Below are 14,361 nucleotides of genomic sequence, written 5' to 3'. Positions count from 1 at the left end.
CAGTCTTTTTACATATTATAGGAGTCGTTTTGCACGGCTCTCCAGCTGGTGGCTATTTTTTTATAGAAAGTAGTTGATACGATGACTTATGACATCCGCGAATGGGCCTTCTCAAATGATTCAGAGTTACCACATCAAGATTGGGACCTATTTATCACTACTATAGATACTGCTCCTTTGCTATTATCACTATCTGTTAACCCGAAAGTAGCAAAGGATAAGCGAAAAGTCTTTCTAGCTTGTCTATATCTATTAGTAGGTGATGCTGTCAAAATTAAAAATAATAAAAACCACCTTGAAGAAGTTCGTTCTTTTGTAGAACAGGCTTCTTCCAATCGAAATACGTTCATCCAACAATGGGTAGCTCGTTCATCTCAACTCATCCAAAATCCTGAACTTTTTGATTACGAGAAGTGGTGTGCTGGCGATTCGATTTTCGAAAACTGGGATGACTAAAATCTCCAGTTTATTCCTGAAATATTGTGTTCAATCCTGTTCTCCATTCGAAATAAAGAATATTTCGGAATTGAAAATATTGTATTTTTTTGTATCCAAAGGTAATCTTTATATGAATTCAAATATTAGGAGATGACAGAAATGAAAAGATTAGCATCAGTAGCTTTATCCATTTTTGCAGTCTTTGCCATTATTTCATCAGCGAGTGCCGCAACACCTCAAACTGTTCAATCAAATGTTACGGCCCAAGTGACTGTCACCAAGCTTGTTATTGAAGAAGATATCCCTTACAATTTCTATCCTTATGACTATGCTCCTATTTGGGTAACTGCTTATTTTTCGGACGGAACATCCAAGCTTGTATCAAATGAAGTTAACGTAACGGATGAACAAGCATGCGAGTATATCAAACAACCTAAAACTGAATATGCTATGGTTAAAGCGACGAGATCTACAGGAAATGATGTTGGCTGGTTTACTGTTGAGTACGGTGGCGTGGAAAAGACGCTCTACTTTAGTGTTGAATAAGATATTAAACCAGAGTCCTTCAGTAATATAGAAGGACTCTTTTGTTACCCTCTCCCTCCTCTGCTACGCATTTCCACATATCCGGTCTTAAGTTGCAATAGTAATTTTCCGGCCACTCTTATACATCTGGCATTTTGTCTAATTCAGACATCCCGTTTCTCCCAATTCCAGAGTCCTTGTTGACCTTTTGCAGGTACTGGATCGATTGACTTTACATCCTTCTTTTCCCAAGCATAGCGCCCCTCAGCGAAATACCCAAACACCCTTTCCGGCCTAAAAATAAATTCGACCTTAGTAAAGTCGTGTAGACTCTCGCCCATTGTTTTGTTGGATTCCCTCAATAGCCAAATCTCAATCTATCCTCCAATCGGCGTTCAACCTCTTTATCGATCATTTCACTGATCGTCATTCCAAATTCTTGTTCCTCCGTCAATGGTTCTTGATCATAGATATCATCGTACATAATCATGCCCCTTCCCATTTAACAAATCGTGTGTTTTGTAAAATGCCCCCGTACTTCTAGTGAGTTGTTTAAAATCGATTGCATATTTACCATTTTTTTGAAATATGATCTTCATGTAGTTACTTTCCTGAGAGGGTGTTTTTCATGAGTGCACTTAAGTCAACGTTTATCGGCGCTATTTATTCCGCTCCTTCCCCATTGCCTGGTCAATCGCATCGCTCTAGCTCAAATATTGGTACAGAAGTCCTTCCGCCAGACACAGTTAATTTTCAATGGGTAATAAGTGGGGTTTCCAATCCTAATCAAATTAGTTTTTCTGTCAGTCAAGATGTTAGTGGAGGCAATGATCCTACTCATCTTACTGGAGTAGTTAGCGAGAAAATCACAGATGTTGTTTCTACTCGCTCTCTTTACATTGGAAGTCCCAAGGGTGCACAAGAAAACTTTTTGGTTGAAATCTATGCACTTTCAAGAGCATAAATAATGCTGTTCAATTAGGGGGTGTCCTTCGGGACACTTCTTTGTTATTTGCAAATGACTATCTTGCATTACCGTTTTGATATATGACCGCTTTTCCCAAGCGCAAATGCTTTTCCCCCTTCCCTTCCTGCACTGGGTATCTCCTAACCAACCGCTAATAATGAATACATATCTTTTTGAAATTTAATCAGAATATATATGATCAGACATATCTAGAAGGAGGACAAAGATTTGAGTAACGAAACCTCTAATACTCATCCAGGCAAGCCGTTTCAACTTCCTGACCCTCACCCTTACCCGCCAGAAATGAAGCCTCAACCTCCTGATGTTCATCCTATACCGAAGCCACCTGATCCAGAGAAGCCTCTTCACTTGCCAGATCCTCATCTTCCTCCGAGCAATGATCCATGGCCTCGACAGTAATCTATCAAACCAGCCATACCCTAAAAAATGTAGGGCTGGTTTTTCTTTGTACACATTTTGCTAAGACCAATCATCGCCACGAATTACTCTCCCTTTACTATCTCGTTCAATTTCATACTCTCGATTGCATTCTTGGCATTGTAACCTTTCCCAATTTCGTGTTGAGGAACCACACCTGTTAATGGACTCTCTTTTACTTATTTGGCCTCTCTTTGTGATTCTTTTGGTGATTGTGATTGCTTCTTGCACACAGAAAACTAACTCTCCCCCATAATCGCACAATGGTTTTTCGTACACCGCTTATCACCCTCTATACTTACTGAGCAATTTGTTAAACTACAGTCTGGATGATTCTGAAAATTGGTGTTTTTATAGTTTCCTACATATGTTAAGATGTGTTTATTGGTAAAAATTACCTTTTGGAGGTGAATGATAATGCTGAAAAAAGCCCTTAAAATGATCGGCAAAGATAACTTTTGGAAACCTTGCGGAACAAAACCTGGGTGCATAAGAACCCCGCAAGGCTATTGTATCTGCCCGTAGTAGATGTAGCTAACCTCATGAAAGTACCAAGAAGGCTGTCCAAAAGCCATGCATGTGGCAGAGGGATGGTCTTTTTATTTCCTTATTTATCAAAATTGAGCTTGTGTTAAGCTTGGATGTCGATCTCTATGTTAAGCAAAGCGATTGCTTCCCTATCCGTTAGTCTATGTCTTTCTTGGATTTCCCTGCCCAAAGCCTTGAATCACCCATTGTTTTTGCTTCCTGCCTCTGTTTCTGATACTCCAAAACTTGTCCGATAGTAATGCATTTTAGATTTTCTGACATTTCACGTTGCATTGAGACACCCTCCCATTTATCGCATCGATTGTTGTGCAAACTGACCGAAAAACATCTCCACCCGCTTCCTAATATGGTAAAATGCTCAGTTAGTAGACCCAAAAGCATTAAGGGGGAACACTCTATTAAGCTATTTACGAAGGAAGTAAAAAAAGTAGTAGTTGATAATTCTTTATTTCATTGCGTAATTGATCAAACAGATAACCGCAATAGCATTAGATTTACTCTCTACCCAGCAAGAACCAAAACATCATACGTTTTAATCTCATTTTCTTGGGCAATAAGTTGGTATGCCAATTTTTGTACGCCACGTACATGCGCAAAAATAGTAAAGTATGCTCTACAAAATGGCTGGGATTATCAGAATGAAAAACAAGTACTTGCAATAGAAAATGGAGATTTTCTCGTTGAAAAGCTAGGCTTGGAAGTATAAAAAATTATCCTGTACTCCAGCGTGTGATGTGTTACATGCAACATATTGATCCATATGGTATAATTAACCAAAAAGGGACTGGGTGTGTCTTATGAAAAGGACTCCTCTTTGGTTAATTGTCATTGCAATAATTGTCATTGTAATTGCAATAACTTCACTAATATCCGATGCTCCATTTTTAGAATTATTAAATACACTTGGTTTGATTGTTCTCATGGTTTCTTTAGGAACATTTGCACTGAGCAGAAACAGAGCTAGAGCTTACACTTTTTTTGGACTCGGTGCATTTTTAGTTTTTGTGCTGGCTTTTCAGTTTCTGAAGTTGTAACAAAATTACCGCTTTGTTAAGCTACTTTCATAACTGACACACTAAAAACCTCCTGACCTATACATTCAATCAAATTTATATGGTTACAAAAGTATAATGAGAATGAGGTGTCCATTTGCTTGGGGTAAATTTCTTCTTTTTTGTTACTTTCTCTGGTGTTATAGGGGTATTACTGTGTACAGCAATTATTATCGGAAGACGATTTGCAGAACCATCAAACGAACTCAGAAGACAAGTTGCGGTGCTTACCCGTGAAGTTGAAGATATAAAATCCAAGAAGTGAATTTAAACTTTAAGCATTTCTTGCTTAAGGTTTTTTATTTCTCTCCCTAACTATTGTGATAAACCCCCTTCAAAATATAAATCCGGTTCACCCTCACCAGCAGATAATGCCCCCGCCCCACACTCTTGGCAGACGCCGGTAGCAGAATATTTTTTCGTCCACACTAAACATTCACCGTTACACCACATTAAAGGTGTCATTCCGCTTTCCTCCCTCTTACCTGAATACACATTGTGTAAAAGCCATATTTTTCATATATCATTGAGTCATCTCTAGAATCGGGAGTGAGCTTATGTCTACTGAAAAATACACCTGCCCTTGCTGCGGATACAAAACTTTAGATAAAGAACCACCTGGCACAAACTTGATTTGTGAAATTTGTTTCTGGGAAGATGATTATGGTCAATTTCTTTATCCTGATGAAGAAGGTGGGGCAAATGTTTACTCACTTCGACAAGGCCAAGACAAATTCCAAAATGGGATTAATGTAAACAGACAACCCACCGAGCACGATGTCCGCGATCCAAATTGGAAGCCACTATCTGGCTAAACATACTGAGCATTTTGATAATAAACACCATTCATATGGTATAATTTGGATGAAGCGATTGTCTTGGACGCTATCATTGCCGTATCCGCGTTATACCTTAACCCCTTTTTGGCTATTTGGTTTTTAGTAGTTCTAACAAGAATTGTGAAAAAAATCGTCAAAGATGAGGATTACGAATCTAGCCTATGGCTTGCTTCAGTTCTACTTGCGTGGATGGTCTTTACCTTCACATTCTTTTTAGGAGCAATCTAGGACTTAACATAATTGAGCTTGTGTTAAACTTGGATGTTGATCTCTAGGTTAAGCAAAGCGATTGCTTCCCTATCTGTTAGTCCGTGTCTGTTCGGATTTCCCTACCCAAAGTCTTAAAATCCCCCATCGTTTTTGCTTCTTGCCTCTGTTTCCGATACTCCAAAACTTGTCCGATAGTAATGCTTTTAAGGTTTTCTGACATTTCACGTTTCATTGCAATAATCTCCCGTTTATCAAATCGTGTGTTGTGTAAATTTGTTCTACAGCATTATTTTTGGTACAATTTGGATTATTCTTCTTTTTGAAAGGATGCTTTGGATGATTTACTACGTTTGTTTAATCGTCGCTTTGTTTTTCCTAAGCTTTTTTTATACTCTCCGGCAAATAATTCATAATCAGAATAAATATCTTGGTTCTGCAATCACTACAGCATTTTTAGGAGCATACGTGTTTCTTTTGATTGTTGAAGTTGTTCCATATATTTAATTACCGTTGTGTTAAGTGCATTCCATCAAACCATCTGTTAAAATTGTTGCAAAAAGGGAATTTTTGGTGATTCGAATGAAAAATAGACCTCTTTGGTTCAATATCTTTTCGATAGTTGCCCTTTCAATTGCAATAGTGAACATTTTTACACATGCGCCTCTCTTAAGAATATTGACAATGCTATGCCTTGCCGTTTTCATGGCTTCATTAGGAACATTTGAGTTGAAGAAAAACCGTAAGATGGCCTTTATTATGTTTGGTGTGGCCGCTTTTCAAGTTTTCGCATTACTAGATACGATTTATGTCACCGTAACAAAATAACTATTTTGATCAGAGTGATTGAAGTGGCTGTATTTGACCTCCACAGTAACAAGAGAGCGAGACAAGGACGGTGAACTTTTGTCCGCCTCCAGTGCATTGGAACCGTTTTTCCGCTGACTTTAACCTGTTCTTGATGGCTTCCTTTTGTTCGTTTGTCACGCTGCTGCCCTCCTTATCTCCCTACACCTTGTGTTAAATTGCTTGTTCCTTACAAAAAGTTATTTAAACTCCAACTAAACTCTCTGTTTTGCAGAGACATATGGTGATGAATTATGAATAAGAGGCTGAGAAAAAAGATTCATAAACAGCTTTTGGTAGATATCTGTTTTGAGATTAGCGTATCTGCGTATTGGAGAAAAAAACTCAAACACACTCCCTTCCATGTCCCAATCATAATTAATGTCTCCAACTCAATGTATCTGCCTTCTGAACTTTGCCAAAAGATTAGACAATCCAACCTAAAATATTTTGTTAAAAAGCTGCCATATCTCTTTACACACGATTTTGGTTATTATCCGGATAATTATGTGTTTTTTTGCTTTACCCCACTTGAATTTCCTAGGGTAAAACAATTGTCCGTAAACAATCCAGCTACAATGTAGCGGACATCCTGAAATTGCATATTGAGCATTGTGTTAATTACTATTTGCCCCGACCACCTGTGGTAATATATGGTTAATTCTGATGTCATACATTATTGAGGTGTTTTATGAATTTTGATTCATGGGTACTTATTGTCATTGTTGAATTTGTTTTTTTATGTGCTGTTCTTTATGCCAAGTCATGGCGAGCTGTAACTATCGCTTGTGCAATTTTATTGATAACACTTTTTGTTGGGTCAACCTCCCTAATTCTAGATGTTTTAAAGTAAGTATTTCTTTGTAACTTTCAAACAAAGGATGAGTATTTTGAGAAAATCATCTCTTCTAAAAATAATCTCCATTCTGGTTTCCATTATTGGCTTTTATCTTTTGATAAAGAGCCCTACCCTTGGGGATGATGCTGCCAACGAATATGTTCGAGTTGATATGTTTGGCTCGATGGATACCGCCGGTTTTCACATCATGAAACAATCTTTTATTGATGCTTACCGTTTAGCAGGTGCAATCCTGTTAGGTGTTGGAAGTTTTTACGCATTTCGATTCTTTAGTAAAAGTGATGAGTGATTTAACATAATTGAGCTTTTGTTCCTATCTTTTTTGTTCCAGTCTCCTCGTGGCATAATGATGACGAAGGAGTTCTCCTGACTTGTCGCTATAAATTTTCGTCTCCAAGGATGGTTTGGAGCTGGTTTAACGGTTGCCATATGATCCCGCCTTTCTAGGGAGAGCGGAGCAGCTTTACGCTGCCCACGGTTCCTCGCCATTTTGCTTCGCCATATGTTCAGCGACTAGCTTTTTATATTCACGTAATTCAGATGCTACTTTGGCGGATCTTACACCCAAACTCTTAGCAATAATGATCCATGTTTCCACATTCTTTTTGCCCTGTAGCAATAATATTGAAATTAGGCTAAATTTGAGATTGTTTTTTCTTGCTACTCTTTTGACATTACTATCTCATTCTCAATACAACGCGCAGCATACGTAGCCAGCTTGGTGCCCTTATCCACCTGATAACTCTCGATTGCTTTGATCAGGCCGATGGTACCGATGGAAATTAGATCTTCACTGTCCTCACCTGTGTTCTCGAACTTCTTCACAATATGCGCCACCAAACGCAAATTGTGCTCAATCAACTTGTTGCGGGCGTAAGGGTCGCCTTTGGCCATGAGTCGGAGGTACTTTTCTTCTTCGGTGTCCTGAAGCGGTTGCGGGAAGGCATTGTTCTTGACATAAGCCACAAAAACAAGAAGTTCTTTAAAAACAAGGGAAAGCGCCGCGATAATGCTGGACATGGCTGCCACCTCCACGTCTGGAATAGCTTACTTCTATCCTTATGTGGGCGGTCGCCTATGCGTGCCTGTACGCAGGGAGTTGTTGTCGATTAATTCACTGTTGCTTGTATGGTAAAGGATTCACATTTTTGCATATGGATGAAGCTTAGAAAAAATCGGGAATTTTGGTAAAATGAACAAAATGAATGATAGGAGCGTTCACCCATGATAGAATTTGGCTCTGTGTCGATCGAATGGGGTACTGTACTCATTCAACTCGTCATCCTCTTCCTGCCTATAGCACTTGTCATTGCTTGCTGCTTGTTCATCGTAAAACGCACGGCAATTAAGCAAAAAGCCATCGACGAGCTGGAAAGACGAGTCACAGCACTCGAGCAAGAAAAAAAGCGTCCGAAATCATAACGGACGCTTACCTTTTTCCCCTATTCAAATAAAGCCATCATCTCTTCGTCTTCTCGATCGCGTGCTATATCGTATGGTGTTTGCCCCTCCATATCCTTTTGGTTAGGATTCGCACCTTTAGCCAGGAGCAGCTCTACCACATCCACACGCTCCTCTCCATCCGCAACCTGTGTGTGCAGCGGGGTACTTCCATCATGAGCGCTGGCATGTATATCTGCACCGTGCGCGATGAGCACCTCTGCAACCTCTGGATAGAGTGCAATATGCAATGGGGTAATGCCCTCATCGTTTTTCGCATGGACATCTGCTCCCTGTGCTACCAAGTACGCAATAAGGTCGACATCGTCTGTCATCACAGCTCCATGCAGTACGGAAAACTCATACTCATCTTTCTCATGCAGCAATTCCGGCTGTTGCGTGACAATCTTTTTTACGAGCTCAATGTCTCCCAGTTCAGCTGCATCATATAAATCTGCGAAATGATAAGTCATCTCTGTCTCTCCCATCCTATTCACTCCTTCCTGCTCCTTATTGCTCCTCTGTCTCAAATACTAGCTTGGCGAGCAGGACCACTGGTGCCTCTTTTTCTTGCCCGCCCTCAGTGAGATCGAACAATTTTTCGTTAATCGGACCGTACCGCGATTCATTGCCGTACAGCAAAATCACATGTGGGTACTTGCCAATCTCCTCTTCTAACTGTTTGGGCCATTCTTTTCTATCCAGTGTTGCATTCATCGCATATTCGTTTTCCAAATACGTGAAAAAGTCCGCTCTGGCCTCTGCATCCTGTACCTCATGCACTTCAAAAAAGTCCTCGTCTATCCATTCAAGGCCCGACGTTGTTAAAAAGCCAGACGGTATCACATCCCCGTTTTCATCGTAAACCGGAGTCAGAAAATCCGCTAGTTCATCAGAAGACTGCAAGGTTGTTCCCCATACCGTTACCACATTTCTCATTGTCTTTCCCCCTCGCTCCATTCCTCTTGTACAAACACGGGTTCATACCCCTTCGTCTAATGCTTTGCTATTTCCAAGGAAGCACGAATGCGATCTACACGCTCCTTTTCCTTGCGCAGAATGGCTTTTTCGTATGCTACATCCAGCAACCGATTGATTTCTTGCCAATTCGCTTCACCGGAGGGAGACTCACCACTTGCGAGCATCTTCCCCCAAGCACTTAACGCAATCTGCCGCTGTGCTTCATTTCCGTCCAGCCAGCGATTCAGATCATCCCATTGCGGACGTGATACCGCGAATAGCTCATCCCAGCCTTCAATTGGGTACGCCACATGCGGTTCCATCCACAAAATGACTTCACGGGAGCGAAAGTGATGCAAATGACTGTTGGCAGCATAGCCAACCAGACATTCTTTTCTGGCAACGACCTCGTCCATTTCAGCCAAAACTCGCTGCAAGCCCTCTTCTTCTGGCAAACAAGCTGCCGTTACATAGGCACGTAGACTCGAGCCTATCCGTTCATAATGTGGCTCGGACTCCCAGAGCGAACGTACCCAGCTCTCTGCCTTCTTGCCTACTGTCTCGACAATGAGCTGGCACCAGAGTAGCAAATTGCTTGATGAGGTTTCCTGCTCGATTTGTGCTACCCATTTATGCAAAATCGGCTCCCAATCGTACTGAACAAATGCCTCTTGGATACGTGAATCTCCTGCACCATGCATTTTTGCAAACAAGACCAGCTTCTCGAAATCTTGTGCGGCCTCTTCAAAGGTTAGCGTCCGATAGATTTGCAGCCATTCTTTCCACTCTTGTGCGACTTGCCCCTCCACATCAAGTCCCTCTGCCCCGGCAAGCGCTTCATAATTCCAGCACTCTGCCCCAATACAGCCGAGCTCCGTGACTCGCTCTACGAACTCTGTAAAGCTTTTGCCGAGCAATAAAAATTCGTCTGTCTCATGCCCCCATGAATAGACGGGTGGGTCATCTGCGCCTGTCGACAAATCGATGAGCAGCATGTCGCCATTACCGCCGACGTGAAAACAAAGATACCTTTTCTCATCCTCATCCTCTTCGTCTCCACCAAAGTACGGCCACTCAAATGCATCCAATGACCATCCCAAATCTCCACTGAGTGAAAAAGGATCTAACGCTCGAGATGGCAACGACCAATTAATTTGAACTTGACTGCTGCCCGTAAGCAAAATAGTACGGATCGTCGCGGGAAAGCGGATCCCGAGACTTTCCTCTCTTCTTTCGATTTCTTCCAGCGCCGCTGGTGATTCTATCGTGAGCGGCCAAACCTGAGCACCCTGTCGCTCCATATCGTGCATAAGTAATTTCCACGCTTCAAACCATTTTTCCATTCGCTGCTGCATCGGCATAACGACCTCTCTCGTTTGTCGTTTCTATCTTACGAATTCTATTTCTATTTTCTTTATCTAAAATTCGATTTCATATCCTACTAAAGCACCAATTATATCCATTTTTTTCATGGTAAAATGATCTACAAAGCCTCTACTTTTACCGATATTAGTAGAAAAAACACAGAAATGAGGACCTAGCTGATGACCACCATTGGAATTGATTTGGGCACGACGAACAGTCTGGTGGCCTACTGGACTGAGAATGGCCCCGTGCTCATTCCAAACGCGCTCGGAGAAACACTGACTCCTTCTGTAGTCAGCGTCGATGAGAACGGCGAGATCTTGATTGGAAAAATCGCCCGAGAGCGCCTCTTAACTCACCCTGATCGGACTGCTTCTACCTTCAAACGGTTTATGGGGACAGAAAAAAGGTACCAACTGGGGCGATATTCCCTTTCTGCCGAAGATCTTTCCTCGTTTGTGATTAAATCTTTGAAGGCGGACGCTGAGGCTCATTTAGGGCATCCCGTTCACGAAGCGGTTATCAGTGTGCCCGCCTATTTTAACGACACACAACGCAAAGCAACGAAACGTGCGGCAGAGCTTGCTGGACTGAAAGTAGAACGCTTGATTAGCGAACCGACTGCCGCCGCGATCTCATATGGCCTCCATCAGGAGGAATCCGAGACACAATTCCTCGTATTCGATTTAGGTGGCGGAACGTTTGACGTTTCTATTTTGGAAATGTTCGAAGGTGTCATGGAAGTAAAATCAATCGCTGGAGACAACTTTTTGGGCGGCGAAGACTTTACCGATCTGATTGCCTCTTATTTTATAGAAGCCCATCGACTCGACATCAACTCGCTTGACAGCAAAACACGTTCGTCCATCCACAAACAAGCTGAGTTGTGCAAGCGCGCTATGTTTTCCGACCAAGAAGGGAAAATGAGTGTCAATATTCAGGGAGCGCTGGTTGAAACGACTCTCAGCCGGAATCAGCTGGAAAATCTCGCGTTTCCTCTGCTGCAACGACTTCGTCAACCGATCGAGCGTGCATTGCGAGACGCATCCATCTCCCCTCGGGAACTGGACGCAATCGTGCTTATTGGCGGTGCAACGCGGATGCCGCTTATCAAATCCATCGTAAGCAAAATATTTGGCCAACTGCCCTATTCGCATATTAATCCTGATGAGGCTGTTGCATTGGGAACAGCGATTCAGGCAGCACTCAAGGAACGCAACCAGGCGTTAAACGAGCTTGTTTTGACCGATGTTTGCCCATACACACTCGGTACGGGTATTGTACAAACCATGGCAAACGGCAAACACGAGGATGGCTACTTTTTTCCGATCATCGAGCGCAATACTCCCATCCCGGTCAGCCGGGTAGAACGGCTATATACCGTTAACGATTATCAACGCTCCATACTCGTTGATGTCTATCAAGGGGAAAGCCGTCGTGTCGAACATAACCTCAAGCTTGGCGAATTGAATGTAAAAGTTCCCCCTGCCAAAAAGGGCGAGGAGTCTATCGATGTTCGTTATACATATGACATCAACGGAATTCTGGAAGTCGAAGTGACTGTCGTCTCTACAGGCGTCAAAACCAAGGCCGTCATCGAAAAAAGTCCGGGTAGCCTATCAAAAAAAGAAATTGAGGAGCGTTTTCAAGCTCTTCAAAACATTAAAATCCACCCTAGAGAGCGATCCGAAAATCGATTACTTCTGGCAAAAGGCGAGCGTATGTATGAGGAAGCGTTGGGCGAAGACCGGATGATCATTGCGAATTACTTACGCCGCTTCGAAAGTGTCCTCTCCACCCAAAACGAAAGAGACATCGCCAAAGCAGCAGAAGAATTGAAGCAGCAACTGGACATGTTTGAAGGGTGGAATGAGTATTAATGGGGATTTGGGAGATTCTCGGGATTGAACCGACGGACAATCCTGCCCAGATAAAAAAGGCTTATGCCAAAAAGTTGAAGGTGCACAATCCGGAAGTTGATCCTGAAGGCTTTCAGCAATTGCGAGAGGCGTATGACCTCGCCCTGAAGTACACACGCAATACTAAGCGGAATCGTATGTTCGAAGAAACGCCCCTACCGGAAAGACTGGATGAGTGGGAGGATCATGAACCGGAAGAAGAAGAGCAGCCTACCTTCGATCCACCGCAGCGGCTCACACTGTTTGACAGGTTTTTAGAGGAAACAACGCAAGAAGTAGACTCTCAAGAAGAAATCCCCATTCCCAAGCGGTACGATTTCACGGAGAGCTACGATCATTCCGAACGCTCCTTGAACCCCGATGATATGGTAGAGCGTTTTTTCCGCCGTACGCAAGAGCTGTACGATAACTATTATGAGCGTATCCAGCTTGAAAACTGGCGTGAGTTGCTGAATGACGAGGCCATGTGGAATGTCGGCTGCCATCAACTCATCGATACGCGATTTCTCCACTTTTTAGAAGAACACTACCATTTGCCTCATGAGGTGTGGATGCTGCTCGATTCCCATTTTCAATGGCGGGAGAAATCGGAAAAGCTCGCAAGCCAGCTCTCAGGACGTTTTATCGCTTACCTGAACGGGCAGCTCAATCGGACCTTTACGCTGCGTTACCACTCTTTTGAGAATCGCGAGGACTTGGATATTGAAGCGTTTCTTGAATGGCGCAGCGATGCGTTATTTGCCCTCATGGAAAATGATTGGGAAACGGCTCAGGGCTATTTGGCAAAAGCCCATGCCCTGTACGCTCTTGACCCCGATTTGATCCGTTTACAGGGCGAATATTTTTTGCGAACCGGAAATAAGAATCGTGCCTTTCATACTTTTGATCAATTATTACGTCTCGATCCAGATAACATCGATGCGTATCTGTATCGTGCGCGACTTTTCCTCGAAAAGGGAGATGCTGCTGATGCGATCAAGGATTGCGAGGAAATTCTCGCTCGCATGCCAGAACTGTGGGACGCTCGCAGCTTGCTGGGGAAAGGCTATCTTCAGCTAGGGGAATGGGAGAAGGCTCAAGAGGTTTTTCAGGAGCTGCTTTCGCATAATCCCTCCGATATCGACGCGAAGATATGCCTGACACAAATACAGTCACCGTTTAACAAGGTGACCGAGCCCGCTACGAACAAGCTGGCCAAAGGCGCTAGGAGAAAAAACTTACGCGCACTCGGGCTGCCTGGCAATCTATCAAGGTTCAAGCAGTTTTTCGCCATCTACACCAGACGTAACATTTGGACGATTATTTTTCTCCTTCTGCTCCATTACGCTATGTTTACTGTTGTCTCCATGAAGCTGGAGATGACTCCGGAGCAGATGTTTGACTCCTTGGTCAATACATATAAACCTGTCCAAATAAAGACGATCGACGAGTTAAAACAAACTCCGCTTGGCTACCAGGTGGAATTTACATTGACCAAAGCGTCTTATATCAATATGCTCCGCGTCTATGACAAAGAGAAGCATCCCGAGCCAAAAGCCGAGTTCATTCCTGCTGCCAAAGCCGAAGAGCGAGATCTATTAAACGCTGACACCGGTTATGTAACTGTGGGTTATCTGGAGCAACAAGCGATCATTGTCATTACGGACTACGACCATGCCAAAGAAATTCATGACAAGCATTCCATTACGATGCGAGGAACGCACAAGGCGATACCGGATGGTGAGATGTTGCCTGTCATAGTAAATGCTTTGGACAAACGCAGACATCCGCACAATGCGGTTCTCGTGACCGATACGTATATCAATGCCAAGGCTGACTTAGAAGAAAAAGGATGGACGGGATCATGGCTTCTGGGCATTCTCGCGATGATTTCCCTGTTGTATTACATCCGTATCATTCGTGAGATTCCCAAAACTCGCAAAGCATTGACATTCCACTAAAGGAGGCAGAGAGGATT

General features: G+C 42.8%; 17 protein-coding genes. 9 read left to right on the top strand and 8 right to left on the bottom strand.

What is annotated here, in order from left to right; all coding sequences use genetic code 11:
- Window positions 1-81: 81 nt before the first annotated feature.
- Entirely contained in the window at window positions 82-456 is a 375-nt protein-coding gene (locus tag ASG16_RS19315; RefSeq protein WP_056497426.1) for a hypothetical protein, read from the top strand.
- Between the two features lie 141 nt (window positions 457-597).
- Window positions 598-984 (top strand): hypothetical protein, encoded by a 387-nt coding sequence (locus ASG16_RS19310; protein WP_056497431.1) that lies wholly within the window; start codon window positions 598-600, stop codon window positions 982-984.
- 337 nt (window positions 985-1,321) lie between these two features.
- Here the strand turns inward: ASG16_RS19310 and ASG16_RS31545 are convergent, their stop codons facing one another.
- Complete coding sequence (locus ASG16_RS31545; RefSeq protein ID WP_255413024.1) at window positions 1,322-1,447, bottom strand: hypothetical protein; 126 nt, start codon at window positions 1,445-1,447, stop codon at window positions 1,322-1,324.
- A 144-nt stretch (window positions 1,448-1,591) separates the two neighbouring features.
- Between ASG16_RS31545 and ASG16_RS19300 the strand changes: the two genes are divergently transcribed.
- Together ASG16_RS19300 and ASG16_RS30595 are read left to right on the top strand one after the other, a co-directional pair.
- A complete protein-coding gene (locus tag ASG16_RS19300) occupies window positions 1,592-1,927 on the top strand; it encodes a DeoR family transcriptional regulator (protein ID WP_111914456.1) in 336 nt (111 codons plus the stop codon).
- A 231-nt stretch (window positions 1,928-2,158) separates the two neighbouring features.
- Window positions 2,159-2,350: a hypothetical protein gene (locus ASG16_RS30595; protein ID WP_133257450.1), complete on the top strand. Its 192-nt coding sequence runs from the start codon at window positions 2,159-2,161 to the stop codon at window positions 2,348-2,350.
- Between the two features lie 702 nt (window positions 2,351-3,052).
- On the opposite strand, the gene ASG16_RS30700 is transcribed toward ASG16_RS30595, so the two are convergent.
- A complete protein-coding gene (locus ASG16_RS30700; RefSeq protein ID WP_157966776.1) occupies window positions 3,053-3,190 on the bottom strand; it encodes a hypothetical protein in 138 nt (45 codons plus the stop codon).
- A gap of 1,336 nt (window positions 3,191-4,526) precedes the next feature.
- Here ASG16_RS30700 and ASG16_RS19285 point away from each other — a divergent pair.
- Complete coding sequence (locus ASG16_RS19285) at window positions 4,527-4,784, top strand: CPCC family cysteine-rich protein (RefSeq protein ID WP_082517335.1); 258 nt, start codon at window positions 4,527-4,529, stop codon at window positions 4,782-4,784.
- A gap of 1,068 nt (window positions 4,785-5,852) precedes the next feature.
- On the opposite strand, the gene ASG16_RS30695 is transcribed toward ASG16_RS19285, so the two are convergent.
- A complete protein-coding gene (locus ASG16_RS30695; RefSeq protein WP_157966775.1) occupies window positions 5,853-6,002 on the bottom strand; it encodes a hypothetical protein in 150 nt (49 codons plus the stop codon).
- Between the two features lie 749 nt (window positions 6,003-6,751).
- On the opposite strand from ASG16_RS30695, the gene ASG16_RS19265 reads away from it, so the two are divergent.
- A complete protein-coding gene (locus tag ASG16_RS19265) occupies window positions 6,752-7,009 on the top strand; it encodes a hypothetical protein (RefSeq protein WP_056497446.1) in 258 nt (85 codons plus the stop codon).
- Between the two features lie 174 nt (window positions 7,010-7,183).
- Here the strand turns inward: ASG16_RS19265 and ASG16_RS31540 are convergent, their stop codons facing one another.
- Together ASG16_RS31540 and ASG16_RS19260 are read right to left on the bottom strand one after the other, a co-directional pair.
- Entirely contained in the window at window positions 7,184-7,318 is a 135-nt protein-coding gene (locus ASG16_RS31540) for a hypothetical protein (protein ID WP_255413023.1), read from the bottom strand.
- Window positions 7,319-7,380: 62 nt separating this feature from the next.
- The gene (locus tag ASG16_RS19260) at window positions 7,381-7,740 is read right to left on the bottom strand and encodes a sigma-70 family RNA polymerase sigma factor (protein WP_082517336.1); all 360 of its coding nucleotides are present in this window, start codon (window positions 7,738-7,740) and stop codon (window positions 7,381-7,383) included.
- Between the two features lie 204 nt (window positions 7,741-7,944).
- Here ASG16_RS19260 and ASG16_RS19255 point away from each other — a divergent pair, with 204 nt between their 5' ends.
- A complete protein-coding gene (locus ASG16_RS19255) occupies window positions 7,945-8,142 on the top strand; it encodes a hypothetical protein (RefSeq protein ID WP_056497449.1) in 198 nt (65 codons plus the stop codon).
- A 20-nt stretch (window positions 8,143-8,162) separates the two neighbouring features.
- Here ASG16_RS19255 and ASG16_RS19250 read toward each other — a convergent pair whose 3' ends face one another.
- Genes ASG16_RS19250 through ASG16_RS19240 form a run of 3 tightly spaced genes read right to left on the bottom strand, consistent with a single transcriptional unit; the run spans window position 8,163 to window position 10,481 of the window.
- Window positions 8,163-8,648: an ankyrin repeat domain-containing protein gene (locus tag ASG16_RS19250; RefSeq protein ID WP_241970795.1), complete on the bottom strand. Its 486-nt coding sequence runs from the start codon at window positions 8,646-8,648 to the stop codon at window positions 8,163-8,165.
- 22 nt (window positions 8,649-8,670) lie between these two features.
- A complete protein-coding gene (locus tag ASG16_RS19245; protein WP_056497452.1) occupies window positions 8,671-9,099 on the bottom strand; it encodes an immunity 22 family protein in 429 nt (142 codons plus the stop codon).
- 56 nt (window positions 9,100-9,155) lie between these two features.
- Window positions 9,156-10,481, bottom strand: a complete 1,326-nt coding sequence (locus tag ASG16_RS19240; RefSeq protein ID WP_056497456.1) for an SMI1/KNR4 family protein — start codon at window positions 10,479-10,481, stop codon at window positions 9,156-9,158.
- Between the two features lie 183 nt (window positions 10,482-10,664).
- Between ASG16_RS19240 and ASG16_RS19235 the strand changes: the two genes are divergently transcribed.
- Both ASG16_RS19235 and ASG16_RS19230 read left to right on the top strand, forming a co-directional pair.
- Window positions 10,665-12,365, top strand: coding sequence for a molecular chaperone HscC (locus tag ASG16_RS19235; RefSeq protein ID WP_056497459.1), 1,701 nt, complete (start codon window positions 10,665-10,667; stop codon window positions 12,363-12,365).
- On the top strand, window positions 12,365-14,344 hold the full coding sequence (locus tag ASG16_RS19230) for a J domain-containing protein (RefSeq protein WP_056497460.1): 1,980 nt from the start codon (window positions 12,365-12,367) through the stop codon (window positions 14,342-14,344). The genes ASG16_RS19235 and ASG16_RS19230 overlap by 1 nt, the downstream gene beginning before the upstream one ends.
- Window positions 14,345-14,361 lie beyond the last annotated feature (17 nt).

This window comes from Brevibacillus sp. Leaf182 (assembly GCF_001423865.2).
Lineage (GTDB): Bacteria > Bacillota > Bacilli > Brevibacillales > Brevibacillaceae > Brevibacillus > Brevibacillus brevis_C.
This window is presented reverse-complemented; position numbering and strand designations above follow the sequence as displayed.